The sequence below is a fragment of the Virgibacillus sp. GM2-2 genome (assembly GCF_055329585.1).
The window spans coordinates 36,898-62,356 of sequence record NZ_JBUZWC010000018.1 but is presented as its reverse complement, the minus strand read 5'-3'; the positions used below and the strand labels follow the sequence as shown (position 1 = coordinate 62,356).

The 25,459-nt window shown below is 36.3% G+C and carries 21 protein-coding genes; 15 read left to right on the top strand and 6 right to left on the bottom strand.

The window, feature by feature from the left end:
• Positions 1-6: 6 nt before the first annotated feature.
• Complete coding sequence (gene fadH, locus ACY9Z2_RS16690) at positions 7-774, top strand: 2,4-dienoyl-CoA reductase (RefSeq protein ID WP_463610801.1); 768 nt, start codon at positions 7-9, stop codon at positions 772-774.
• A 48-nt stretch (positions 775-822) separates the two neighbouring features.
• On the opposite strand, the gene trhA is transcribed toward fadH, so the two are convergent.
• The gene (trhA, locus tag ACY9Z2_RS16685) at positions 823-1,458 is read right to left on the bottom strand and encodes a PAQR family membrane homeostasis protein TrhA (RefSeq protein ID WP_463610800.1); all 636 of its coding nucleotides are present in this window, start codon (positions 1,456-1,458) and stop codon (positions 823-825) included.
• A gap of 386 nt (positions 1,459-1,844) precedes the next feature.
• Between trhA and cbpB the strand changes: the two genes are divergently transcribed.
• The 3 genes from cbpB (at position 1,845) to ACY9Z2_RS16670 (ending at position 4,192) form a co-directional block, all read left to right on the top strand.
• A complete protein-coding gene (gene cbpB / locus ACY9Z2_RS16680; protein ID WP_463610799.1) occupies positions 1,845-2,294 on the top strand; it encodes a cyclic-di-AMP-binding protein CbpB in 450 nt (149 codons plus the stop codon).
• 81 nt (positions 2,295-2,375) lie between these two features.
• The gene (locus ACY9Z2_RS16675) at positions 2,376-3,866 is read left to right on the top strand and encodes an MDR family MFS transporter (protein WP_463610798.1); all 1,491 of its coding nucleotides are present in this window, start codon (positions 2,376-2,378) and stop codon (positions 3,864-3,866) included.
• Between the two features lie 83 nt (positions 3,867-3,949).
• On the top strand, positions 3,950-4,192 hold the full coding sequence (locus ACY9Z2_RS16670; protein WP_463610797.1) for a YkuS family protein: 243 nt from the start codon (positions 3,950-3,952) through the stop codon (positions 4,190-4,192).
• Between the two features lie 99 nt (positions 4,193-4,291).
• Here ACY9Z2_RS16670 and ACY9Z2_RS16665 read toward each other — a convergent pair whose 3' ends face one another.
• Positions 4,292-5,131: a mechanosensitive ion channel family protein gene (locus ACY9Z2_RS16665; RefSeq protein ID WP_463610796.1), complete on the bottom strand. Its 840-nt coding sequence runs from the start codon at positions 5,129-5,131 to the stop codon at positions 4,292-4,294.
• Positions 5,132-5,477: 346 nt separating this feature from the next.
• Here ACY9Z2_RS16665 and ACY9Z2_RS16660 point away from each other — a divergent pair, with 346 nt between their 5' ends.
• From ACY9Z2_RS16660 to ACY9Z2_RS16635, 6 genes are all read left to right on the top strand, one after another.
• A complete protein-coding gene (locus tag ACY9Z2_RS16660; RefSeq protein WP_463610795.1) occupies positions 5,478-6,020 on the top strand; it encodes a peroxiredoxin in 543 nt (180 codons plus the stop codon).
• Positions 6,021-6,119: 99 nt separating this feature from the next.
• Positions 6,120-6,572, top strand: coding sequence for a TlpA disulfide reductase family protein (locus ACY9Z2_RS16655; protein ID WP_463610794.1), 453 nt, complete (start codon positions 6,120-6,122; stop codon positions 6,570-6,572).
• Positions 6,573-7,473: 901 nt separating this feature from the next.
• On the top strand, positions 7,474-9,225 hold the full coding sequence (locus tag ACY9Z2_RS16650) for an ABC transporter ATP-binding protein (RefSeq protein WP_463610793.1): 1,752 nt from the start codon (positions 7,474-7,476) through the stop codon (positions 9,223-9,225).
• 12 nt (positions 9,226-9,237) lie between these two features.
• The gene (locus ACY9Z2_RS16645) at positions 9,238-11,079 is read left to right on the top strand and encodes an ABC transporter ATP-binding protein (RefSeq protein WP_463610792.1); all 1,842 of its coding nucleotides are present in this window, start codon (positions 9,238-9,240) and stop codon (positions 11,077-11,079) included.
• Positions 11,080-11,155: 76 nt separating this feature from the next.
• Positions 11,156-11,824: a potassium channel family protein gene (locus ACY9Z2_RS16640; RefSeq protein WP_463610791.1), complete on the top strand. Its 669-nt coding sequence runs from the start codon at positions 11,156-11,158 to the stop codon at positions 11,822-11,824.
• A gap of 99 nt (positions 11,825-11,923) precedes the next feature.
• Entirely contained in the window at positions 11,924-13,645 is a 1,722-nt protein-coding gene (locus ACY9Z2_RS16635) for a pyruvate oxidase (RefSeq protein ID WP_463610790.1), read from the top strand.
• Between the two features lie 151 nt (positions 13,646-13,796).
• Here the strand turns inward: ACY9Z2_RS16635 and rnjA are convergent, their stop codons facing one another.
• From rnjA to def, 3 genes are all read right to left on the bottom strand, one after another.
• Positions 13,797-15,464 carry a ribonuclease J1 gene (rnjA, locus tag ACY9Z2_RS16630; RefSeq protein WP_463610789.1) on the bottom strand — a complete coding sequence of 556 codons (1,668 nt, stop codon included), beginning with the start codon at positions 15,462-15,464 and terminating at the stop codon, positions 13,797-13,799.
• A gap of 4 nt (positions 15,465-15,468) precedes the next feature.
• Entirely contained in the window at positions 15,469-15,678 is a 210-nt protein-coding gene (locus ACY9Z2_RS16625) for a DNA-dependent RNA polymerase subunit epsilon (RefSeq protein WP_463610788.1), read from the bottom strand.
• A 955-nt stretch (positions 15,679-16,633) separates the two neighbouring features.
• Complete coding sequence (gene def, locus ACY9Z2_RS16620; RefSeq protein ID WP_463610787.1) at positions 16,634-17,185, bottom strand: peptide deformylase; 552 nt, start codon at positions 17,183-17,185, stop codon at positions 16,634-16,636.
• 173 nt (positions 17,186-17,358) lie between these two features.
• Here def and ACY9Z2_RS16615 point away from each other — a divergent pair, with 173 nt between their 5' ends.
• The 5 genes from ACY9Z2_RS16615 (at position 17,359) to lpdA (ending at position 23,257) form a co-directional block, all read left to right on the top strand.
• Positions 17,359-18,039, top strand: a complete 681-nt coding sequence (locus tag ACY9Z2_RS16615) for a YkyA family protein (protein WP_463610786.1) — start codon at positions 17,359-17,361, stop codon at positions 18,037-18,039.
• A 381-nt stretch (positions 18,040-18,420) separates the two neighbouring features.
• Positions 18,421-19,503, top strand: coding sequence for a pyruvate dehydrogenase (acetyl-transferring) E1 component subunit alpha (gene pdhA / locus ACY9Z2_RS16610; protein ID WP_463610785.1), 1,083 nt, complete (start codon positions 18,421-18,423; stop codon positions 19,501-19,503).
• A gap of 3 nt (positions 19,504-19,506) precedes the next feature.
• The gene (locus ACY9Z2_RS16605) at positions 19,507-20,484 is read left to right on the top strand and encodes an alpha-ketoacid dehydrogenase subunit beta (protein WP_463610784.1); all 978 of its coding nucleotides are present in this window, start codon (positions 19,507-19,509) and stop codon (positions 20,482-20,484) included.
• Positions 20,485-20,508: 24 nt separating this feature from the next.
• Positions 20,509-21,843: a dihydrolipoamide acetyltransferase family protein gene (locus ACY9Z2_RS16600; protein WP_463610783.1), complete on the top strand. Its 1,335-nt coding sequence runs from the start codon at positions 20,509-20,511 to the stop codon at positions 21,841-21,843.
• A 4-nt stretch (positions 21,844-21,847) separates the two neighbouring features.
• Positions 21,848-23,257: a dihydrolipoyl dehydrogenase gene (gene lpdA, locus ACY9Z2_RS16595; protein ID WP_463610782.1), complete on the top strand. Its 1,410-nt coding sequence runs from the start codon at positions 21,848-21,850 to the stop codon at positions 23,255-23,257.
• Between the two features lie 430 nt (positions 23,258-23,687).
• Here lpdA and ACY9Z2_RS16590 read toward each other — a convergent pair whose 3' ends face one another.
• Positions 23,688-25,208 (bottom strand): glycine betaine uptake BCCT transporter, encoded by a 1,521-nt coding sequence (locus ACY9Z2_RS16590; protein ID WP_463610781.1) that lies wholly within the window; start codon positions 25,206-25,208, stop codon positions 23,688-23,690.
• Between the last annotated feature and the right edge of the window lie 251 nt (positions 25,209-25,459).

Here is a 25,459-nt window from a genome sequence, read left to right as displayed (position 1 = left end):
AATTAGATGAACAATCAAACAGTTATTGTTACTGGAAGCTCAAGTGGTATGGGTAAGTATATGGCAGAAAAATTTGTAAAAGAGGGAGCCAACGTTGTCATAACTGGAAGAAACGAAGAACGACTAGAAGAAACGAAGAAAGAGTTTTTAAAACATGGATCAGGTGACATTTTAATTGTGCCAATGGATGTTCGAAAGCCTGATGATGTAGAACGTATGGTAGAAAGAACAGTAGAAAGATATGGCACAGTTGACCATCTTGTAAATAATGCAGCAGGAAACTTTATTTGCAAAGCAGAGGATCTATCGTATAACGGTTGGAACACTGTCATTGATATCGTATTAAATGGTACGTTCTATTGTAGCAAGGAAGTAGGGAAATACTGGATAAATAATGGGAAAAAAGGTTCCATTTTGAATATGGTAGCAACGTATGCATGGGATGCAGGGGCTGGAATTATTCACTCTTCAGCTGCAAAGGCAGGTGTTTTAAATATGACACGTACACTCGCAGTTGAATGGGGGACGGAATATGGAATTCGTGTAAATGCGATTGCACCAGGACCTATCGAACGTACCGGAGGAGCGGAAAAATTGTTTACTTCAGAATTTGCTGCTAAGCGGACAATTGATTCAGTCCCATTAAAACGTTTAGGAAAACCAGAAGAAATTGCCGAACTTGCGTATTTTCTTTTGTCAGATAAAGCTGCATACATCAATGGAGAGGTTGTAACAATGGATGGTGGCCAATGGCTCAATAAATTTCCTTTTTAATAATGGGGTGTGATACATCGTTATAGTAGGTAACGATGTCTCACACATTTATATAACATAGTAGAAAATAGTAAAGAAATGAAATGCTGATCCAGCTAAAACGAACAGATGCCACACAGCATGATGGTATGGAAAGCCGCGCCAAACGTAAAACAACGATCCGACAGTATATAATAACCCTCCGATGAGTAACAGTAAAAGCCCATTGCCACTGAATTCACTCGTTAATGGTCCCCAAGCAAAAACGATTAACCATCCCATGATGATGTAAAACAGCGTTGAAAGAATGATAAAGCGTTCTACAAAAAATATTTTAAAAATAACCCCAATTAGCGCTATGCCCCAAACAACCCCAAACAGGATCCATCCAATTTCTCCTCGTAAAATTATCAATAAAAGGGGTGTATATGTCCCAGCAATAAATAAATAGATGGATGAATGGTCAAATATTTGAAAGATATCCTTCCATTTTCCATCAGGAAGACCATGTACAATAGTGGAACAAATGTACATAAATAACATCGTAGAGCCGAAAATAGAAACGGAAACAATGTGCCACGGATTTCCATTCAACGATGCGTAAATGATTAATAAGACGAGTGCAACAATGCTAAAGATTACCCCAATTCCATGAGTAATAGCATGGACAACTTCTTCTCTTCTTGTAAACGTGTGAATTTTCATTTAGACATTTTCCTTCTTATTTTATATTCCAAAAAAATAGTTACATAATCGTAAACATATGCTTACGTTATATCATATACAGTTAATAACGCAACAACAATATTTTAAACTTATTACTTACTAGCAAGTATGATAAACTGAAAGGGTAGAATACATTTATTTACTCCTTTTATCCCGACTTAATGGGCAGTAAAACCTCCTTTTCAAGCTTACAAAGAAAAATTGGACTACATGAGGAGGGATAAACTGCACGTAAAGGTTCGATTCTGTTCAACTACCATTCAGTGGAGGAGGAAAAGCCCCCCACTAAACGAAGTTTCACTTTATGTGGATAAGATAAATACCTTTTTCAATTATGCAAGTTAGTAAGAAGGAGCGTTTTAGATATGAGTACGTTAAAAGATAAACCCTTAACGGATATTTTAATTAAAGATTTAATGATTTCTTCAGAAAAGGTAGCACATGTTCAACAAAATAATCCTTTAGAGCACGCTTTACTAGTTCTAGTGAAATCCGGATATTCTGCGGTTCCAGTTTTAGATTCATCATATAAATTGGTAGGTACAATTGGAAAAACGGTTATTTTGAATCAAATTTTAGGTTTAGAACGATTTGAATTCGAAAAGCTTTCAGCAATGCAAGTACAGGAAGTAATGTATACAGATATTCCATGTTTAGGAAAAAACGATACATTTATGACTGGTCTCAAAGCTGTAATCAACTATCCTTTTGTATGTGTAGCAGATGATGAAGGATACTTTGATGGAATCGTAACTCGAAGGGCTATATTAAAGGAAGTCAATCGAGATATCTATTCAAAGAAGCAAACTAATTAAGAAGCCATATTAAATAACCCTTGCCATCAGTATGCGTGACGAGGGTGATTTTTTATTTTACAAGAAACGTTGTGATAAAGAATGAGCACAATGATACATAAAAATAGAGAGTTGAAACGACCATTCATTTTAGCTTCCGTTATGCTAGGAATGTTTTTAGCGGCTATTGAGGGAACAATCGTAGCGACTGCAATTCCAAGTATAGTAGCGGATTTAGGTGGATTTTCTTTATATAGTTGGGTTTTCTCGGCTTATTTGTTAACAAATGCAGCTACTGTTTTAGTCTTTGGAAAATTGTCTGATATATTTGGAAGAAAACCGATATTCGTAATTGGTGTTTCCACATTTATGTTCGGATCTATTCTTTGTGGGTTCAGTACGAATATGGTAATGTTGATCATTTTTCGATTTGTTCAGGGGATTGGAGCAGGGGCACTGATGCCAATTGCCACAACAATTGTTGGTGACATTTATGATAGAACAGAACGAGCAAAAATCCAAGGGTATCTGTCAAGCGTATGGGGGGTTTCTGCGGTAACAGGTCCGTTATTGGGTGGACTGTTTGTTGACATATTAAGCTGGCGATATGTTTTTTGGATGAATATTCCACTTGGATTATTAGCTATGATTGGTATAGTCGTATTTTTAAAAGAAGATATAGAGAAAAAAGATAGGTCAATTGACTACTTGGGATCTGTACTAATAGTAATTGCCGTGAGTGTTTTTATGTTTATTTTTGTTGAAGGTGGCGTAGGATTTAGTTGGGGGTCACCACTGATGATAGGGCTAAGCATTTTCGCATTTCTAACATTACTCGTTTTTATATACCATGAAAAACATGTGAAATCACCAATGATGCCAATTGATTTGTGGAGACACAAATTATTAAGGGTTGCAAATATTACAACGTTAACCACTGGTATGATTTTAATCGGGGTATCAAGTTATTTACCGGCATTTGTGCAAGGAGTAATGAATCAATCTGCAACCGTTGCAGGGTTTACGTTAACTACTATGTCCATTGGTTGGCCACTTGCTTCGACAGCTGCAGGTCGCCTTTTACTCGTTATCGGGTATAAAGCAACTTCACTTATTGGGGGAGGATCACTCATTCTTGGAGGTGTGTTTTTCTTCTTTTTGTCCCCAGATATGGGACCGATTTGGGCTGGAACTGGTTCATTTTTCATTGGAATTGGCATGGGATTAACGAGCACATCCTTTATTGTCGCAATTCAAAGTTCAGTTAGTTGGGAAAGAAGAGGCATTGCAACAGCAGCAAATATGTTTATGCGCTCACTAGGTAGTGCTGTAGGAGTTGCTTTGCTTGGTGGAATATTGAATGGCCAAATTCAAGAAACGATAGTAGCTAATCAGTTAAGTAATAAGGTGTCAGTTGATTCCGTCAATCAAATTTTAGCTTCTCAAGAGAAAACAGGTCTTACACAGGAGGTCATCAACGTGTTAGAAGATGGCTTAACATCTGGATTACATAATGTGTATACAGGTTTATTAGTGTTAGCTGTCATATCGTTTGTGTTAGTTATCTTGTTACCGAAAAAGGAAAGTGAATAGAAGGCGTCAACTAGTGTATACCTTTTTACTTTTTGTAAAAACTATCTATGACTAATTTGTAATGTTTAGAGGAGGTAATAGGTATGGCGCGAATTGGCGTAGAAGAATCCCTATCGGATGTAAAGGAAGCATTAAAAGAAAAAGGACACGACGTCATTGACTTACATTCTGAGCAAGATACTGGACAATGTGATTGCTGCGTGATCACTGGTCAGGATAAAGATGTGATGGGAATGGCAACAATTAGCATTGAAGGACCAGTTATAAATGCTGAAGGTCGTAGTGCAGAAGAAGTTTGCCAAATGGTAGAACAAAAACTTCAATAGATAGTAAAAGCCCAGCACCGTTAAATAGTGCTGGGTTTACTTTTTTTCGTTAACATTAGGGTCAATAGGAATCAGACATGTGGATTATGCACATTTTTATTAATTATTTTTATCAACATTAACCTGATGTGGGTATGGAATTTCGATACCTGCTTCATCGAAGGCAATTTTAATTCGTTTAAGCATATCTCGTTGACAAGCCCATTGTAGACCATTTTCAGTCTGACCTAGTACTCGAAGAACAACATCTGAAGCACCAAGACTTTGAACGCCAAGTGCGTTTGGACCATCCTTGAAACGTTCATCCTCTTGAAATTCAGCACAAACTTTCTCCAATACAGTAATTGCTTCGTCTATGTTATCATCATAACTTATGCCGATATCAACCATAGCGCGCATGTTTCCACGTGAGTGATTGGCCACTCCTTCAAGTAGTCGGTTTGGCACGTAATTTAATGTACCGTCAAAGCTACGGATCTTAGTAGTACGTAAACCAACTTCTTCGACAACTCCATCATATCCGCCAGCCGTTACATAGTCATCAATTTCAACTTGACGTTCCAGTAAAATGAAAAAACCAGTTACAACATCACTTACTAGACCTTGAGCACCAAAACCAATAGCTAATCCAATAATTCCAGCTCCAGCTAGAAGGGGAGCGATATCTAAATTAAATGCTCCGAAAATCATAAGGATTAATACGAAAATCATTACATAGGAGAAAACATTAACAAGTAATTTTTCCAGTGTTCTTACTCTACCTGGTGAGAGTTTTTCATTTTTACCAGCTCTTTGTATTGTTTTTTCGATTATTTTCTTACCGATTGGTACAAAAATAATAAATGCAAGAATAATTAGACCAATTTCTAACGCAACTGGTATTACACTGTCTAAAATTCCTCCGATATTAATATCTAGTCCTTCTTTAAAAATATCCAATTTAAAACTCCTTTCCGTTTTTCTATGTTTTTTATCATATCGAAACCTCGTAACCAATTCAATTAATATCCTTAAGTTATCTAACTTAAACATACCTCCAATTCTCATTAATAGACAAAAACGCTAACTTAATGTTACGGTTATATTTGTGCAACGCTCACGTAGAATTTTGTTTTATAGTTGATATGTCTGGTTATACTTATTATTGCATGAATAAAATAAGTGACCATAATGTGACAATTCTTTAGTCTTTTTTAAATTAATTATTAGTTAACATTGACTAAAATTAGAAGGTTGCCTATAATCGTTTATGGATATAATTTAGAAAATGTTGGAGGGATTATTAATGGCAGAACGTATGGTAGGAAAACAGGCACCACGCTTTGCAATGGATGCTGTAATGCCTAATAAAGAGTTTGGTAAAGTTACTTTAGAAGAAAATATGAAAAACGATAAATGGACAGTGCTTTTCTTTTACCCAATGGATTTCACGTTTGTATGTCCAACAGAAATAACTGCAATGTCTGATCGTTATGATGAATTTGAAGATTTAGATGCAGAAGTTATCGGTGTTTCAACTGATACAATCCATACACATAAAGCTTGGATTAATACATCAAGAGACGACAATGGTTTGGGCGAGTTAAGTTATCCATTAGCTGCAGATACAAATCATATCGTTTCAAAGGATTACGGCGTACTAATTGAAGATGAAGGTGTTGCTTTACGCGGATTATTCATTATCAACCCTGAAGGTGAACTTCAATATCAAACAGTATTCCATAACAATATTGGTCGTGATGTGGATGAAACATTACGCGTACTACAAGCACTTCAAACTGGTGGACTTTGTCCAGCAAACTGGAAACCTGGACAAGAAACACTATAATCAATCGTAGCGTATTATATAAATGCTATAAGCTGACTCTTTAATAAGACTATTGCTGAGTCAGCTTTTTCAATAGAAAAACATTGGAGGTAGAAATTTATGCGATTGCGTGCAGACATGCCAGAACTTGATGGCGCAACAAAATGGTTTAATAGTGAATCAATTAGTAAAAGCGATTTAATCGGAAACAAACCTACATTAATACACTTTTGGTCAGTTAGCTGTGGATTATGTAAAGAGGCTATGCCGAATGTAAATGAGTTTCGTGATGAATACAAGGAAGAATTAAATGTAATAGCTGTTCATATGCCACGTTCCGAAAAGGACCTTGATTTAGATCAAATACAAGAAGTAGCAAATGAACATGATATTACGCAGCCAATATTTGTAGATAATGAACATAAATTAACAGATGCATTTGAAAATCAATATGTACCTGCCTATTATGTGTTTGATACAGAAGGCAAGCTTAGACATTTCCAGGCAGGCGGCGGAGGCATGAAGATGCTTCGTAAACGAGTAAATCGTGTACTTGGAACAACTGAAAAATAAATTATTTAACAGCAGCACTCCTATTTGATAGGAGTGTTTTTTAATGTAGACAGATTCATAGTCGGTGAGAACTGAGAAACAGTAAAAATTTATGTTTATCGTAACTACAACGTTAAATTCCGTTTCGAACAAGGCTAGGAAGTAACATTTTTGATTGTACTGGAATGATTACGTGCAGGATTGCAGCTAGTGGACACACGATTCCTTATTTGTGAAAAATAAAGGTAAATGCGGATGTTATCGGACTCAGGGTTCCTTATTTGGGTAAAAAGTAGTTGAAATCGTGTTTTTTAGCTGAATAGGGTATCGTGTGTCCGATAATCCTCTAAATAAAGCTAAAAATGGCAAATAAGGCATCCTAAGTCCGATACAAGCAGTGTCCTGGAAATATGAAGGCTCAACGCAAGTCCGCGGAAAGCATAGTGTGTTTCAGATGCGATTATTATGCATCAAAATAGTTCGCAGTTAAAGATAATAGGAGAAAGCACTTAACTACTGTGAATTGATATTAGTGGACACCAAATATCTTATTTGAACAAAATAAAGGTAAATGTGGTTGTTCGCGGACACAGGAAACCTTATTTAGTACAAAGGGTCAGATTTCAACCTGTTTTTACTTAAATAACGTATCCTGTGTCCTCTAAACCATAAAACACACCCGAAAAGTAAAAATAAAGGCTTCTGTGTCCGCGCCAGTGCATTGTCTGACTACTATGTTTAGATCAAGGTTTGCGGATAAATACAACTAGTAAAAACAAGGAATTAAAATACATAAAATAACCAAAACATATCCAAAAAAAATAATTATAAAAAATTTTAAAAAAGTGAGCAAAATGAGTGGATATTTATTTCGAGACCCGTTATATTAGTAGGTACGGAAAACAACAGAGGGGGGAAATTCATGGATACTTTTAGAAAATTAAAGCAATTTTATTGGCCTTTTAAGAAATACTTTTTTACATCTTTATTGTTTTTGATTTTTGTAACGACCATTACATTGACTTATCCAATTATATTGCAGATAACGATTGATGAAGTAGTAAGAAAAGAACGTTATTCATTGATACCATATATTGCAATTACGTTTTTACTTTTGATGGTCATTAAAGGTTTTGCTACTTTTTATCACCAATATTTGGGGGATATGTTTGGTATTCGAAGTGTGTACACATTACGGGATGCATTGTATAAGAAACTCCAAGTGTTATCTTTTAAGTATTATGATAATGCAAAGACTGGTGACTTAATGTCTAGACTAACCGCAGATGTGGAAGGGTTTCGTTTTTTTCTATCAGTAGGTTTTTCAGAACTTATTCGAATTACACTTCTAATTGTTATCAGTTTAGGTGTTATGTTTTATTATTCTGTCCCACTTGCGTTAGTAACGATGGCAGCGATGCCTTTTCTTGGCGTCGTAGTTTATCAATTTGACAAACGTGTTCACCCTGCGTTTCGAGGAATACGAAAGTCATTTGGTAATTTAAACACACGTGTACAAGAAAATATTAGTGGTATGACAACAGTTAAATCATTGTCACGTGAAAACTTTGAAATTGGAAGATTCTTATCTAACAACGATAATTATCGTCAACACTATTTGAAAACCTCAGACATTTGGGCAAAATATTTTCCACTCATGGAATTTATTGGGAATGTCTGTGCAGTAGTGTTACTTGCATATGGCGGACACTTAGTAATTGAAGGAAGGCTGGGACTCGGAGAATTAGTAGCATTTTTTAGTCTGGTTTGGTACATCTTAGGACCGTTGATGAACTTAGGATTTGTTATTAATTTGTTCTCTCAATCGAAGGCATCAGGTGAGCGATTAATAGAAATTTTACATGCAAAAGAAGATGTAGTAGAAAAAGAAAACGCTAAAGATACCCATATCAATGGTCATGTAACCTTTGATGACGTCACATTAACATATATTGAGGATGACGATTCAGCGCTGAAAAATATTAGCTTTGACGCTCCTCCTGGTAAAGTGATTGGGTTAATTGGAGCAACTGGGTCAGGAAAAACTAGTATTACTCAACTAATAACTCGATTTTACGAACCGGAAAAAGGAAATGTTTTAGTTGACGGAATTCCAGTAGAAGAATATAAATTGAAAACATTACGCAGTCACATTGGATTTGTCTTGCAGGAATCTTTCCTCTTTTCAACTACAATTCGTGAAAATATTGCGTACGGAAATCCGAATTTGACTGATGAACAAATTATAAACGCTGCAAAACGCGCACAAGCACATGATTTCATAACGGAAATGCCTAAAGGTTATGACACAATGCTTGGCGAACGTGGTATGGGATTGTCAGGTGGTCAAAAACAACGGATTGCGATTGCACGAGCTATTTGTATTAATCCTAGTATTCTAGTACTTGATGATGCAACCTCAGCAGTTGATATGGAGACAGAATTTAAAATTCAAAAAGCGCTTAAAGAAGTAATGAAAGGGCGTACAACGTTTATCATTGCCCACCGTATTTCTTCCTTAAAGCATGCAGATGAAATCTTAGTACTGGAAGATGGGGAAGTTGTAGAACGCGGCACCCACGATCATTTAATTGTTAATCACGGACCTTATCAGCGTATTTATGATATTCAATATCAAGACCGTGAAGCGATTATGGAAGCAGCTAATCAGTAAGGGGGGATAATGATGGCTAAATCAAAAGAACAGGTAAGAAATAGTCGGCATTTAAAACGATTTCACTATACGGTAGATCAGGCAATAGAAAAGCAGTTTAACTGGAAACAAATGTGGAGGCTATTAGAATATTTACGACCATATTCAAAAACATACTTACCGGGTGCGATAATCGCAATGCTGATTTCAACAGCAGTGCGATTGGCAGTACCGATTTTAATTGGTAAGGTAGCAATCGATGTTGCAATTAAAGATAAAGATACTGGATTACTGACTAATTTGGTTATAATAATTGGTGTCTTATATTTAGTTAACTATATCGGTAACATCTTTCGTATTAGGTGGGTAAATATACTTGGACAGAATGTTATTTACGATTTACGAAAACATTTATTCTCACATGTGCAGCGATTATCTCACCGCTTTTTTGATTCTAGGTCGGCAGGGTCAATACTCGTTCGAATTATGAACGATATTAACTCACTGCAGGAATTGTTTACAAACGGTATTATAAATTTGTTAATGGACGTCGTAACACTTGTTGGAATTGTTGTGATATTGCTAGTGTTAAGTCCGAAACTTGCTTTAGCAATAATGGTTATTCTTCCAATCATGTTCTATATCTCTACCAAATTACGTCGTAATATTCGCCGTTCTTGGCAGGATGTTCGTATACAACAATCAAGGTTAAACTCACACTTGAATGAGAGCATACAGGGAATTCGTATTACACAATCATTTTCTCAGGAAAAAGAGAACTCGGAGTTTTTTGATGGTATAAATACGGATAACTTTGAAAGCTGGCAAAACGCAACAAAAAAGAGTGCACTTTTTCGTCCGTTTGTAGAATTAAGTAATGCAATAGGTACAATCATTTTAATAACTTATGGGGCTCACTTGATTATTATTGGCCCAGAAAACGGGGGTATTGAAGTTGGAGGTTTTGTAGCATTTGCTTTCTTCCTAGGAATGTTCTGGGAGCCAATATCAAGACTCGGGCAAATGTATAACCAATTGTTAATGGCGATGGCTGCATCAGAACGAATTTTTGAATTTCTGGACGAACAGCCAAACGTTGCAGAAAAAGAAAATGCCCATGAGTTAAAGGATATGAAGGGACATATTGAATTCGATAAAGTTCAATTCTCTTATGATTCCGATCGGATTGCATTACATGAAATTTCATTGGATATTAAATCAGGTCAGACCATTGCTCTAGTTGGTCACACTGGTAGCGGTAAATCAACAATAGCTAACCTAATCAGTCGTTTTTATGATCCGACTAAAGGTGTCGTAAAAATCGACGGTCATAATTTACGCGATGTGCAAATCGATACATTACGCCAACAAATAAGTGTTGTGTTGCAGGATACATTTATTTTTTCTGGTACAATCATGGAAAACATTCGTTTTGGACAGCCAGATGCTACAGATGAACAAGTAATTGAGGCTGCTAAAGTAGTTGGTGCAGACGAATTTATTAGCCGTCTTGCGGATGGATACGCTACAGAGGTTGAAGAACGAGGTAATATTTTATCAGCCGGTGAAAGACAGCTATTATCATTTGCACGAGCGTTGCTAGCTGATCCTAAAATACTAATACTAGATGAGGCAACAGCAAGTATTGATACGGAAACAGAGGTTAAAATTCAAGCGGCTTTAAAACGTCTTTTAAAAGGTAGAACAGCTATTATCATTGCACACCGTCTTTCAACTATCCGGGAATCGGATACGATTTATGTACTTGAACAAGGTAAAGTTCTCGAACACGGCAACCACCAGCAGTTAATGCAATATAAAGGCGAGTATTTTGATTTAGTAAAATCGCAGTTTCAAATGCTAGATGCTATATAATATCACCTAGATTTTTTCCTTCGAATCGTAGTATGATACACTTATGAAAAGAATCGCGAATGATGGAGGATACACAATGAAACGTGAATTTGCAGTAATTGGTTTAGGTCGATTCGGTGGAAGTATATGCCGCGAGTTGAGTGCAGAGGGAATGCAAGTTTTAGCAATTGACAATGATGAAGATAAAGTGAATGAATTTAAGAATATTGCATCACACGCTGTAATTGCTGATTCTACCGATGAAGCAACATTAAAAGAATTAGGAATAAAGAATATTGATCATGTCATTGTTGCTATTGGGGATAATATTCAGGCTAGTATCTTAACAACGGTTATCCTTACTGACTTGGGTATTCAAAAAATCACCGTTAAAGCACAAAATGACTATCATGAAAAAATTCTAAATAAAATTGGTGCTGACCAAGTTGTACACCCAGAACGTGACATGGGAAAAAGAATTGCCCACAATATCATCTCTAGTAACATACTTGATTATCTAGAATTGTCAGATGATCATAGTATTGTCGAAGTTAAAGTTGGAGAAAAAATGCTTGGAAAAACATTAATAGAGTTGGATATTCGTGCCAATTTTGGCTGTAACGTTGTAGCAATTAAACGAAATAAAGATATAAATGTTTCACCAAGAGCCGATGATAAACTTCGAGAAAATGACATACTTATCGTAATTGGTTCAGACAAAGATATCTCGAGATTTGAAAAACAACTTGTAATGGATGAAAACTAATAGTAATGGAAAGAAACCTGTATTTTCGAATACAGGTTTCTTTATTTGTTTTAAAGGAAATAGTTAATTATAGAATTTTTTTCGAAAGGATGGGTTAGTTTGTTTGAAAAGCGTACAGGTGAGATATTAATCGATCAATTAGTCGACTGGGGAGTGGATCATTTATATGGTATGCCAGGTGACTCTATCAACGAATTTATAGATGATCTACGTAAAAATAAAGATGCTATTGATTTTGTACAGATTAGACATGAAGAGGTAGGTGCGCTTGCAGCATCAGCCTATGCTAAGCTGACAGGCAAAATAGGAGTTTGTATGTCGATTGCTGGTCCTGGGGCTGTACATTTAATGAATGGTTTATACGATGCTAAAAAAGACAAGGCACCTGTTCTTGCTATTGTGGGGCAAGTAACTAGTACTGCAGTAGGGACCGATGCACATCAAGAAATTAATCTCGAACGGATGTTTGATGGGGTAGGTGTTTTCAACCGACGTGTAGAAGCTGCTGACCAATTACCAGATATGCTGAATATGGCTATTCGTGAAGCATACGCACAGAAAGGAGTATCTGTTTTAGTCGTTCCTGACGATTTATTTGCAGTTAAACAAAAGCGTGAGAAAAAGGAAACGAATCAAACGCGTGTTAATCCTACCATCATCCCAGATCAAGAAACCGTTGAACGAACTGTTAGTTTACTAAATAAAGCTAAAAAACCAGTAATTTTAGCAGGAAAAGGGGTGCGAGATGCTAGATTAGAACTAGTAGAATTTGCAAATAAACTTAATGCTCCAATTGTATTAAGTTTGTTAGGGAAGGGAGCACTTCCAGATTACCATGAATTAAATCTAGGACAGCACGGACAAATAGGTACTAAACCTGCCTATGAGGCAATAATGGAAACGGATCTACTTCTGTTAATTGGAACAACTTTTCCATATCGTGACTATTTACCTGATGAAGTAGACGCGATACAAATAGAAATTCAACAGGATGCTATTGGAAAGATTTATCCAATAACGGAAGGATTATGTGGTGATGCTAAACATGTATTACCGAAATTGACTTCACTTGTATCTCCAAGCAGTTCAGCGGAATTTTTGAAAAAATATCAAGATAAAATGAAAAGGTGGCATATTCATATGCAAGAACAGAAAAAAGAAAGTGCCGATCCAATTCATGGTCCACAGGTGATGTATGCTCTAGAAAGGAACGTTGAAAAAGATGCTGTCATATCATGCGATGTCGGGAATGTAACTGTTTGGACTACTCGATTTTTTCCATTCACAAATCAAAAGTTTGTTATCTCTGGAGCCTTAGCAACAATGGGATCTGGTTTACCCGGTGCGATTGCTGCCCAAAAGGCGTATCCAGATAAACAAGCTGTCGCCATTTGTGGTGATGGTGGATTTACAATGGTTATGCACGATTTTATTACTGCGGTCAAATATAATATGCCGATTAAAATAATCGTACTTAATAATAGCATGATTGGTATGATTAAGTACGAACAACAACTAAAAGGTAACCTTAACAATGAAACAGAATTAGGGAACATAAACTTCGCTGATTTTGCTAAAGCATGCGGGGGAGAAGGGTTTCGAATAGAAAAACAAGCTGATATGGAAAACACCATGAAACAAGCATTTCTATCGGATAAACCAGCTATTATTGATGTCGTGATGGAGGATCAGGCGCCATTACCTGGACAGATAACGTACGATCAAGCTATTAAATATGGACAATATTTAATAAAAGACTTCTTTACAAATGGAAAAGTAGAATTTCCTGATGTAAAGAAAACTGCTCGTCGTTTGGTTTAGTTTAAGCGAGGTCATTTTAACGTTTGTTTTCTAAAAAACCCGTATTTGATGTATATTCGATACGAAGAAAAGATGATTTTTGCTACAAAGAGCTAATAAAATAGTAAAAGTATAAAGCGGAAGTGCTTAAGAGCACTTCCGCTTTTGAATATTATACTTCCATTATAATTGGCAATACCATCGGGCGACGTTTCGTTTTTTCAAACAAGAACGGTGCGATCGTATCGGTAATTTCATTTTTAATCTCAGACCATTGTGTTGTTTTGCGTTCCATCACTTTATTTAAGTGAGAGGAGACAAGCTTTTGCGCCTCGTTAATAAGATCTTCTGATTCACGCATATAAACGAAGCCTCTTGAAATAATGTCTGGTCCAGCAGATATTTTGAATTCTTTCATATCAATACTAACCACTACGATGACAAGACCTTCTTCAGAAAGAATTCTGCGGTCACGTAAGACAATATTTCCAATATCACCTATACCACTTCCATCTACATAAACAGATCCAGAAGGTATTTTGCCTGCAACCGTTGCGTTATCTTTGCCAAGTGCCAATACATCACCGATATCCATGACGAAGCAATTTTCAGGCTTAACATCACAGGATTCGGCAAGTTTAGTATGTTCTTTTAACATACGGTACTCACCATGAATCGGCATGAAATATTTCGGTCTAATTAACCGTAGCATTAACTTTTGCTCTTCTTGACTACCATGTCCTGATGTATGAATATCACTTAATGGTCCGTGGATAACATCAGAGCCAGCGCGGTAAAGTTTATTTATAATTCGGCTTACACTGATATTGTTGCCCGGAATTGGTGACGATGAAAATACAACCGTATCACCTGGGATTGTTTGAATTTGACGATGTGTACCATTTGCTATCCGTGATAAAGCTGCCATTGGCTCACCTTGGGAACCAGTACAAAGAATAACAACTTCATTCGCAGGTAGACGATTGATTTGATGTGCATCAATAAAGGTCTCTTTTGGTGCGTTAATGTAACCAAGTTCTTGACCAATTGCAATGGAAGATTCCATACTACGTCCGAAAACTGCCACTTTACGATTATTTTTAACAGCAGCTTCTACTACTTGTTGTAGACGATAAATATTTGATGCAAATGTAGCAAATATTAACCTACCATCAACACGATTAAAAATGTCATTTATGTTACTACCAACTACACGTTCTGACATCGTAAATCCTGGTACTTCACTATTGGTACTATCAGAAAGGAGACATAAAACTCCTTCTTTACCAATTTCAGCCATTTTTGCTAGGTTAGCTGGTTCTCCAACAGGTGTAAAGTCAAATTTGAAATCACCCGTATGAACAATATTGCCAGGAGGTGTTTTTACAACGACACCATAAGAATCTGGAATACTGTGTGTCGTACGGAAAAACGAAACAGATGTTTTTCTAAACTTAATTATATCGTCTTCTTGGATTGTGTTTAATTTAGCTTTACGTAATAAACCATGCTCGTCAAGTTTGTTTCGAATTAAACCAATTGCCAACTTTCCAGCGTATATTGGTATATTGATTTCGCGTAATAGGTAAGGAATTCCACCAATATGGTCCTCATGACCATGTGTGATAATTAATCCTTTAATTTTGTCTTGATTTTGTATTAGATAGGTGTAATCAGGGATTACATAATCGATTCCCAACAATTCATCCTCTGGAAACTTAATTCCAGCATCGATTAAAATAATTTCATCCTGAAATTGGACCGCGTATGTGTTTTTACCAATTTCCCCTAATCCACCCAATGCGAATACTGCTGTTTGATCATTTTTTACGAATTTCATAATTTTACACATTCTCCAATGTAAAATTCTCTGACTTTTTTTCATACGCTAAATGGGCTTCGTTTAATTGTTGGATGAATTCAATATTGAAGTTACGGTCAACTAATTTATCTCGTACTGCTCGTTCTGTTTCTGCCTCAACATACAGACTATTTGTTCGTTCACGTACAGGAATCTCCGTATTAAGTTCCTGATAATACACTTTGTAAATCATTTCATCTCTCCTATCGGTTTCTTTTTTATATTTTAGCAGGTAAGAAAGTATAATTCCTTTCATACTGCATAAGTACAACGAAGGCTTTCGCCATAAAGGCCCGGCGATAAGCCAATTTTTCTAAAGAGCAAAGAAAGTATAAACGAAAAGCTGTCTAGCTACATCGCCCAGAAGCTGCCGTCATAAGCAATGGACACTACGAACGCTAAACCCATGCGTTCTACAGTCCCTTGCTTATGCGTCCGCTTCTAAACGGGCGCTTGCGCTTTTCTATAAGAATTATTGATTCTGATTATTACCAAGGAACCTCTAATTCCTATGCATGGATTATTTTTAACATTATTTAATAGAGCTGACGGTAGATAGACAGCTGGTTCATATACGATATATCGAAAAGAATCATCTAGCAACTAGAATGAAAATATTGCTCAGCTGATTCTTTTCTTTTTGTAATCCGCACGTCAAGCCTAATAAAGTTTCAAAAATGTCCGTAGCAAGTTTTTAATGTGATTGGCTTTATTTATGGTAGTCCTTTTTATACGTTGTTGGTACTCGTCCTCTGCCTAAAAAATCCTTCCAGCGTTTCTTTAACTTTTCTTTTAGGCGTTTTAACATGGTTCGCGCATCTCCTTTCATGATCTTAAGAAAAAGCAACAAAACCTACCGATCCAATCCCTCTTATTTATAGTATAATACGGTTTGCTTAATATTGAAATGAAAATACATGATTTCTAACAAAAAATCTTTTTTACTCACTTGAAAATATAACTGTTTCGTTATTTTTTACCTAGAATAAAATCTTATACAATAGTTATTAGAAAACTTGCTTGGCTTATCGCCACGCTTTAATGACGAAAGCCTTTGTTGTCCTTATAGTGATATCCATAAAAATTTACACTTTCCTTTCAGTATAAAAAAACTACCCTTCTGATGAAGAGGGTAGTCAGAAAACGTTCTATTCAATTGCTTTTGCATTTTCTGGAGCAAGTAACGGGTTCTGTTTATTAATGTGGTCATAAAACATTACGCCGTTTAAGTGGTCAATTTCGTGCTGAAATACAATTGCTGCATAATCTCTTAATCGCAGTTTTAGTTCATTTCCTTCTAAATCGGTTGCTTTAACGGTAATTCTTGCTGGTCTTGGAACATACCCTTCAACATTACGATCTACGGAAAGGCATCCTTCACCGCCAGATAAATAGGCATTTTCAACCGAGTGACTAATTATTTTTGGGTTGAATAACCCATAGCTATATTGTTTTCCTTTTGCATCCTCAAAATGAACAGCAATCATCCGTTTTAATATTCCAAGTTGTGGAGCTGCAAGACCTACTCCTGGTCTTAATTCATATTTAGTTGCTGTTTCCTCGTCCTGACTATTTTTTAAAAATAATAGCATATCTTCAAGAAGTTCTTTTTCTTCGTTATTTGGAGGAATAGCTACTTCTTTAGCTACTTCACGTAATGCAGGATGTCCTTCTCTTACGATATCTTTCATTGTTATCATGGTTATGTTCACCCCTACTTTGTACATATTTTTATATTTTAACATAAATACTATTAATAATTGAGAAATATGATATAGTTACGAATATCATATTTTAAGGTACCATATATATGTTATACTACCTATAAAAAATAGTTCTATTTTTTGCGCTGAAAAAGGGAGGAAGGGCTCAATTGGTATATAGAAAACTAGCCATCATTATTTTATTTATTAGTATGCTTGCATTGTTAGCCGCATGCAACGGTGCACCAGCTTCTGAAAAGATTTATAACCATCTAGAAAAGGCAGTTACATTAGAAGAAGCCTTTGAGAAACAACAGGATGAGATTGTCGAGTTAGAGAAAAAAGAACAAGAACTTTATAGTCAAATTATTGATTTAAGCATGGATGAATTTGATAAAATTAAATCAATTTCTCAAGAAGCACTTGATATAATTGAAAAAAGAAAAGATAAAATTGAAATAGAAAAAGAAAGCATAGAAGCATCGAAAGAAGAATTTACTAAAATCAAAGATCTAATTAATGATTTAGAAAAAGAAGATGCTAAAAATAAAGCAAATGAAATGTATGACGTTATGATGAAGCGTTACGATACCTATTTCAATCTAAACGAAGCATATAATAAATCATTAAAACTAGAAAAAGAATTGTATACAATGCTTCAAAAGAAAGACTTAAAGCAAGAGACGTTAACAGAGCACATTAAGAAAATTAACGAAAGTTACCAAGCAGTGCTAGAAGCAAATGAAAGCTTTAACAACTATACTGAAAAATATAATCAGCTGAAAAAAGAGTTTTATGAAGTTGCTAAAATTGAAGTGAAATATGAAGAAGCAAAAAAGAAACAAGATTAGATGTATTTTCAGGGGCTAAATCCGATTATCGGGTTTAGCCCCTGTTTTTTGGTGAGATTAGTACAGTTTAGTCTACCTAATATAACAGATTGACTAAAAGCTAATAAAACAACGAAAACGCCAAAAAAATATGTATAAATTAATGCAAAGTGATTGACCAAGTTGATGCAGATAAGCTAAACTTTATGTACATTACGATTGTACCATTTATTTTTGCGATGATTATGTAACAGTTTTTTTGAAAGTACTAATCAACTTTGATTAGATATTTTTAAAATAGGGAATAAGATTAGGAGCAAATTGGTACAGATTTTTATGTATATTGGGAAGGCTAGAAAAGACTAAATAAATGGATAGTATAGAAAGGGTAGGTGAACTATTTTGAAACACGTACTTGAAAGTGTTGAAAGTCAGTTCGAAATGTTCCAGATTCTTGACGAAAATGGAAAAATAGTGAATAAGGACGATATGCCTGATCTTTCAGATGATGATTTGAAAGAACTTATGCGAAGAATGGTTTATACACGTATGCTAGACCAACGTTCTATCGCGTTAAACCGTCAAGGACGTCTAGGATTTTATGCACCAACTGCAGGGCAGGAAGCTTCACAACTTGGAAGTCAATTCGCTCTAGAAAAAGATGATTACATTTTACCTGGATATCGTGATGTCCCACAAATTATTTGGCATGGACTTCCATTATATCAAGCGTTTTTATTCTCACGTGGCCACTTCCACGGAAACCAATTTCCTGAAGGTGTGAATGCACTTAGTCCACAAATCATTATTGGAGCGCAATACACTCAAACCGCTGGAGTAGCGCTGGGAATGAAGAAGCGTGGTAAGGAGTCTGTTGCAATTACCTATACTGGTGATGGTGGTACTTCGCAAGGTGATTTTTATGAAGGAATTAACTTTGCAGGTGCGTACAAAGCTCCAGCACTATTCTTTGTTCAAAATAACTATTTTGCTATTTCTGTGCCAGTTGAACTGCAAACAAATGCTAAAACATTAGCACAAAAAGCTGTTGCGGCAGGTATTGAAGGAATTCAGGTAGACGGTATGGATGTGTTAGCTGTATACGCAGTTACAAAGGAGGCTAGAGAGCGTGCGGTAAAAGGCGAAGGACCTACTTTGATTGAAACACTTACTTACCGTTATGGGCCACATACTATGGCTGGTGACGATCCAACACGTTATCGTACAGACGATTTGGACAATGAATGGGAGAAAAAAGACCCATTAGTTCGTTTCCGTAAGTTTTTAGAAAGTAAAAAACTATGGTCTGAAGAAGAAGAGAACAAAGTAATTGAAGAAGCAAAAGATGACATTAAAAAAGCAATTAAAAAAGCAGATGAATACCCAAAACAGAAGGTAACTGATCTGATAGAAAATATGTTCGAGGAACTTCCTAGTAACCTGCAGGAGCAGATGGAAGAATACAAAGAAAAGGAGTCGAAGTAACTCATGGCACAAATGACAATGATTCAAGCAATCACAGACGCTATGCGCATCGAGTTAAAAAATGATGAAAATGTGCTAGTGTTTGGTGAAGATGTAGGGAAAAATGGCGGCGTGTTCCGTGCAACTGAAGGATTACAGGATGAGTTTGGTGAAGATCGTGTATTTGATACACCACTTGCTGAATCTGGTATTGGCGGATTGGCTGTTGGCCTAGCGCTTCAAGGTTATCGACCAGTGCCAGAGATTCAATTCTTCGGCTTTGTTTACGAAGCAATGGATTCCATTAGTGGTCAAATGGCACGTATGCGCTACCGTTCAGGAAATACAAAAACTGCACCAGTAACAATTCGTTCACCTTTTGGTGGTGGAGTTCATACGCCGGAATTGCATGCTGATTCTTTGGAAGGCTTAATTGCTCAACAACCCGGTATTAAGGTTGTGATCCCATCTACTCCATACGATGCAAAAGGGCTATTAATTGCTGCGATACGGGATAATGATCCAGTATTATTTTTAGAGCATATGAAATTGTATCGTTCATTCAGAGCGGATGTTCCAGAAGAGGAATATACAGTAGAAATTGGAAAAGCGGATGTAAAACGCGAAGGTAAAGATGTAACAATCATTTCTTATGGAGCAATGGTACATGCTTCACTAAAGGCAGCAGAAGAATTGGAGAAAAATGACGTTGACGCAGAGGTAATTGATTTGCGTACAGTTTCACCGATAGATATCGACACAATTATAGAATCGGTTCAAAAAACAAATCGTGTTGTGTTCGTTCAAGAGGCTCAGCGTCAAGCTGGAGTTGCTTCACATGTAATCTCTGAAATTCAAGAGCGTGCAATTTTACACCTTGAGGCGCCAATACTGCGTGTTGCTGCACCTGATACTGTTTATGCTTTCTCACAAGCTGAAGAAGTATGGCTACCAGATCATAAAGACATTATAAATAAAGTGAATGAAGTAATTAACTTTTAATTAAAGGATGGGAGGTAGTAATTTATGGCATATAACTTTAAAATGCCCGATATCGGTGAAGGAATTCACGAGGGCGAAATTGTAAAATGGTTTGTAAACGAAGGCGATGAACTAAAAGAAGATGACGTGTTATGCGAAGTGCAGAACGATAAAGCAGTTGTTGAAATCCCATCGCCAGTAGAGGGAACAGTTAAAAAAATTCACGTAGAAGAAGGCTCAGTTGCAGTAGTTGGTGATACGCTAATTACTTTTGATGCTGAAGGCTACGAGGATGAAGCGGATGAATCAGAAGAGGAAGAAAAAGAAGCGTCTCCTAAATCTGATGAGAAGAATGAATCAAAAGAAGAAGACTCATCAGATGATAAAAAGGATCAATCTGATAAGAAAGAGCAAAAAGAATCAAAAGATGATCAAGACTCATCCTCTGACGATAAACGAGTAATTGCAATGCCATCTGTCAGAAAGTATGCTCGTGATAACGATGTAAAGATTCAACAAGTTAGTGGCTCTGGTAAGAATGGTCGTGTATTAAAAGAAGATATTGATAATTTCTTAAATGGTGATCAAAAAGCAGAAGTACAAGAAACAACCGAGGAAAAAGGTGAACAGACAGAAGAAAAATCTGCTTCTAAAGAGAAGCAAGTTTCTGAGGGACAATACCCAGAAACTCGTGAGAAGATGAGCGGTATCCGTAAATCAATTGCTAAGGCAATGGTTAACTCGAAAACAAAAGCTCCACATGTTACATTGATGGATGAAATAGATGTGACAGAACTGGTTGCACATCGTAAGAAATTTAAGGCAGTTGCTGCTGAACAAGATATTAAATTGACTTACCTACCGTATGTAGCAAAAGCGCTTGTTTCAACGTTGAAAAAATATCCTATCTTAGGTGCTGCAGTAGATGATGATACAGATGAAATCATTTACAAGCATTACTACAATGTTGGTATTGCAGCAGACACAGATAAAGGTTTACTAGTACCTGTAGTAAAAGACGCAGATCGCAAATCTATTTTTGCTATTTCACAAGAGGTAAACGAATTGGCAGATAAAGCACGTAATGGTAAACTATCTTCAGATGAAATGAAAGGTGCAACAAGTACGATTACGAATATCGGTTCAGCAGGTGGACAATGGTTTACACCGGTGTTAAATTATCCGGAAGCATCTATTTTAGGTATTGGACGAATTGCTGAAAAACCAGTTGTTCGTGACGGAGAAATTGTTATCGCTCCTGTACTTGCACTGTCATTGAGCTTTGATCATCGTATTGTAGATGGCGCAACTGCTCAATTAGCATTAAATCAAATTAAGCGTTTGTTGAACGATCCACAATTAATTATGATGGAGGCGTAGAGTTATGGTAGTAGGAGATTTCCCGATTGAATTAGACACATTAGTAGTTGGAGCAGGACCGGGTGGCTATGTAGCTGCCATCCGTGCTGCTCAATTAGGACAAAAAGTAACAATTGTTGAAAAAGGTGACCTAGGGGGAGTTTGCTTAAACGTTGGATGTATTCCTTCTAAGGCGATGATTCAAGCTGGTCATTTAACAGAACATGCCCACGGAAACGAAGAACTAGGAATTAAGTCTGAAAATGTTTCGGTTGATTTTTCTAAAGTACAAGAATGGAAAGGGAAAGTAGTTAACAAATTAACTTCTGGTGTTGAAGGATTACTTAAAGGTAATAAAGTAGATATCGTAAAAGGTGAAGTTTACTTTGTTGATCAAAATACAGTTAAGGTAATGGACGATAAAAATTCTCAAACCTATACATTTAACAACTGTATCGTTGCTACTGGATCTTCACCAATCGAAATTCCAAGCTTCAAGTTTTCTGACCGTGTGTTAGATTCAACTGGTGCGTTGAACTTAAAAGAAATCCCTAAAAAGATGGTTGTTATTGGCGGGGGATACATTGGTACTGAGCTTGGTTCTGCTTATGCCAACTTCGGTACAGAAATCGTTGTATTAGAAGGTACGAAAGACATTCTTGGTGGATTTGAGAAACAAATGACACAAGTAGTTAAGAAACGTCTGAAGAAAAAAGATGTAACAATCATCACGGAAGCTATGGCTAAAGGTGTTGAAGAATCAAAAGACGGTGTCAAGGTTACTTACGAAGCAAAAGGCAAGGAAGAAACAGTTGAGGCAGATTATGTATTAGTAACTGTCGGACGTCGTCCAAATACACAAGAACTTGGATTAGAACAAGTTGGTATTGAAGTAGACGATAAAGGTCTTATTAAAATTGATAAACAATGCCGTACAAACAAAGAAAATATTTATGCAATTGGTGATATCGTTGCTGGAATGCCACTTGCACATAAAGCTTCTTACGAAGGTAAAGTAGCTGCAGAAGCAATTAGTGGTGAAAAATCAGAAATTGATTACCTTGGTATGCCAGCTGTAGTGTTCTCAGATCCAGAATTAGCGTCAGTAGGTTACACGGAAAAAGAAGCAAAAGATGCAGGTTACAAAGCAAAAGCTTCTAAATTCCCATTTGCTGCTAATGGCCGTGCACTATCATTAAACGATAGTGATGGATTCTTGAAACTTGTTACTAGAGAAGAAGACGGATTGGTAATTGGTGCACAAATTGCGGGACCAAATGCCAGTGATATGATTTCTGAAATAGGTTTAGCTATTGAAGCTGGTATGACAGCAGAAGATATTGCATTAACCATCCATCCACATCCAAGCCTTGGGGAAATTACGATGGAAGCTGCAGAAGTAGCATTAGGAATGCCTATTCATACAATGAAATAATAAAAATGAGAGCTGCTGAGGAGTAGCTCTCATTTTTTTAAGAACAAAAAGTGATAGAAACTAATTGTTTTGAAGCTTACAGATTCGCAGTCGATATTAATTGCAAATTACGTGCAACATCTATTCAAAATCACGTTATTGTAGTGTCTCTCAGAAGATTTGAGATAAGCGGACACCAAATCCTTTATTCGTACAAAATCTGGGCAAATACGTCTATTCACGGACACAGAAGCCGTTATAGTTTGAAGTAATAGTGAATTCATCCTATTTTTACCTAAATAAGAAATCCTGTGTCCGTTAATATGCGGCCTCTGCCTCGGTTGATCAAGAAGGACGATTAAGTGGTAGCTAATCCTTCATCGAAATAGTGTAAATTAACATTTAAAAAAGGTTAGGCACATGATAAATGTGACCTAACCCTTTTATATTACTATTTACTTCTTCTCATATCTGAGTGCTTACCTTCTTCTTTAAATGCCTTCAACATAGAAAATACAATCAAAATCATAATAACCGTAAATGGCAGTGCTGCAATGATCGAAGCGGTTTGTAGTGCTTGTAAACCACCTTGCCATAATAGTACAGCAGCAGCACCTGATTGTATTAATCCCCAAACCAATTTAACACTATTTGGTGGCTCTAGACTACCGCCTGTTGTTTGCATACCTAACACAAACGTAGCGGAGTCTGCTGAGGTGATAAAGAATGTACTAATCAGTAAAATTGCAATGATTGACATTACTATTCCAAGTGGAAATTCTTGCAGTACAGCAAATAATGCCGCTTCTTTACCAAGATCTGTAACAATGTTACTAATACTTACATCTTGAATAAATTCTAAGTGGATAGCAGATCCTCCGAAAACAGCAAACCATACTGCTCCAAATATAGTAGGCACTAATAAAACACCTAACACAAACTCTCTAATTGTTCTACCGCGTGAAACACGCGCAATAAATGTACCTACGAACGGCGCCCATGCAATCCACCAAGCCCAATAGAATATAGTCCAGCCCTTGATCCATGTATCTTCAGTATCAAATGGCGTCATTCTAAAGCTCATACTAGGCAGATTTTGAATATAGCTACCAAATGTGTTTGTAAACAAATTCATAATGAAGTTTGTTGGTCCAGCGAAAAGTAAAAAGAGCATGAGCAGGATTGCCAATACGATATTCGTATTACTTAAATATTTTATTCCTTTATTTAAGCCTGTCATCGCTGAAATTAAATATAGAACCGTAACAATAAGGATAATGATAAACTGCATGGTAATTGTTTTATCCCATCCGAATACATAGGATAGTCCACCACTAATTTGAATAGCTCCAAAACCAAGCGATGTAGCAACACCGAAAATAGTTGCGAATACAACGATGAAGTCAACTAACGTACCCCAAGAACCTTTCATTTTATCACCGAATAATGGTTCTAAAATGGCACTCACAAGTCCAGAGGATTGTCTACGAAACTTGAAGTAAGCAAGTGCAAGCGCAAGCGTTGCATATATTGCCCATGGATGTAATCCCCAATGGAAAAAACTGTATTGTAATGCAGTTTTTGCTGCTTCAGCAGTTCCGCCTTCTCCATATGGAGGGGTATTAAAATGTGATATCGGTTCAGCAGCTCCCCAGAAAACTAATCCAATTCCCATACCTGCACTGAACAGCATAGCAAACCATGTTATATAGGAATACTCTGGCCTGTCACCCGGTTTACCCAGTCTTATATTGCCGTACTTTGAAAAAATAAGAAATAAGGCAAAGATTAGAAATCCAGTTGCACTTATAAGGTAAAACCACCCAAATCTGTCTACAATGAAACCTTGAATACTTGCCGTTACATCGTTAAGATTACCTGATTTTAATACGTCTTCGGGAATTATACCCCATATTATGAATAGCGCTGCAACTATAGCAGAAACCCAAAAAACGCGCGTCACTTTATTCATTGAATTCCTTCCTTTCTTTATTTTATTTTTTTATCGGATATAGAAAAAATGCACAATTATGTATTAAAACATATTAATAATAATAGTTCAACTAATGTACTTACTATTTCCGATTGAAAAAATATCATGCAAAAACGATACTGTTCAACTGTGTTAAATTACCCTCTTGTTAAAAATGTAAACTTACTTTCCCACATAAATTAAAATAAATTCAGAAATAGTGTAACAAAAGGTTGTCTATTTTCGTTATA

What these genes read in the sequence shown, in the direction of transcription:
- fadH (WP_463610801.1), top strand. Translation starts at nt 7, where the DNA reads ATGAACAATCAAACAGTTATTGTTACTGGAAGCTCAAGTGGTATGGGT.
- trhA (WP_463610800.1), bottom strand. Translation starts at nt 1,458, where the DNA reads ATGAAAATTCACACGTTTACAAGAAGAGAAGAAGTTGTCCATGCTATT.
- cbpB (WP_463610799.1), top strand. Translation starts at nt 1,845, where the DNA reads ATGAGTACGTTAAAAGATAAACCCTTAACGGATATTTTAATTAAAGAT.
- ACY9Z2_RS16675 (WP_463610798.1), top strand. Translation starts at nt 2,376, where the DNA reads ATGAGCACAATGATACATAAAAATAGAGAGTTGAAACGACCATTCATT.
- ACY9Z2_RS16670 (WP_463610797.1), top strand. Translation starts at nt 3,950, where the DNA reads ATGGCGCGAATTGGCGTAGAAGAATCCCTATCGGATGTAAAGGAAGCA.
- ACY9Z2_RS16660 (WP_463610795.1), top strand. Translation starts at nt 5,478, where the DNA reads ATGGCAGAACGTATGGTAGGAAAACAGGCACCACGCTTTGCAATGGAT.
- ACY9Z2_RS16655 (WP_463610794.1), top strand. Translation starts at nt 6,120, where the DNA reads ATGCGATTGCGTGCAGACATGCCAGAACTTGATGGCGCAACAAAATGG.
- ACY9Z2_RS16650 (WP_463610793.1), top strand. Translation starts at nt 7,474, where the DNA reads ATGGATACTTTTAGAAAATTAAAGCAATTTTATTGGCCTTTTAAGAAA.
- ACY9Z2_RS16645 (WP_463610792.1), top strand. Translation starts at nt 9,238, where the DNA reads ATGGCTAAATCAAAAGAACAGGTAAGAAATAGTCGGCATTTAAAACGA.
- ACY9Z2_RS16640 (WP_463610791.1), top strand. Translation starts at nt 11,156, where the DNA reads ATGAAACGTGAATTTGCAGTAATTGGTTTAGGTCGATTCGGTGGAAGT.
- rnjA (WP_463610789.1), bottom strand. Translation starts at nt 15,464, where the DNA reads ATGAAATTCGTAAAAAATGATCAAACAGCAGTATTCGCATTGGGTGGA.
- ACY9Z2_RS16625 (WP_463610788.1), bottom strand. Translation starts at nt 15,678, where the DNA reads ATGATTTACAAAGTGTATTATCAGGAACTTAATACGGAGATTCCTGTA.
- def (WP_463610787.1), bottom strand. Translation starts at nt 17,185, where the DNA reads ATGATAACAATGAAAGATATCGTAAGAGAAGGACATCCTGCATTACGT.
- ACY9Z2_RS16605 (WP_463610784.1), top strand. Translation starts at nt 19,507, where the DNA reads ATGGCACAAATGACAATGATTCAAGCAATCACAGACGCTATGCGCATC.
- ACY9Z2_RS16600 (WP_463610783.1), top strand. Translation starts at nt 20,509, where the DNA reads ATGGCATATAACTTTAAAATGCCCGATATCGGTGAAGGAATTCACGAG.
- lpdA (WP_463610782.1), top strand. Translation starts at nt 21,848, where the DNA reads ATGGTAGTAGGAGATTTCCCGATTGAATTAGACACATTAGTAGTTGGA.
- ACY9Z2_RS16590 (WP_463610781.1), bottom strand. Translation starts at nt 25,208, where the DNA reads ATGAATAAAGTGACGCGCGTTTTTTGGGTTTCTGCTATAGTTGCAGCG.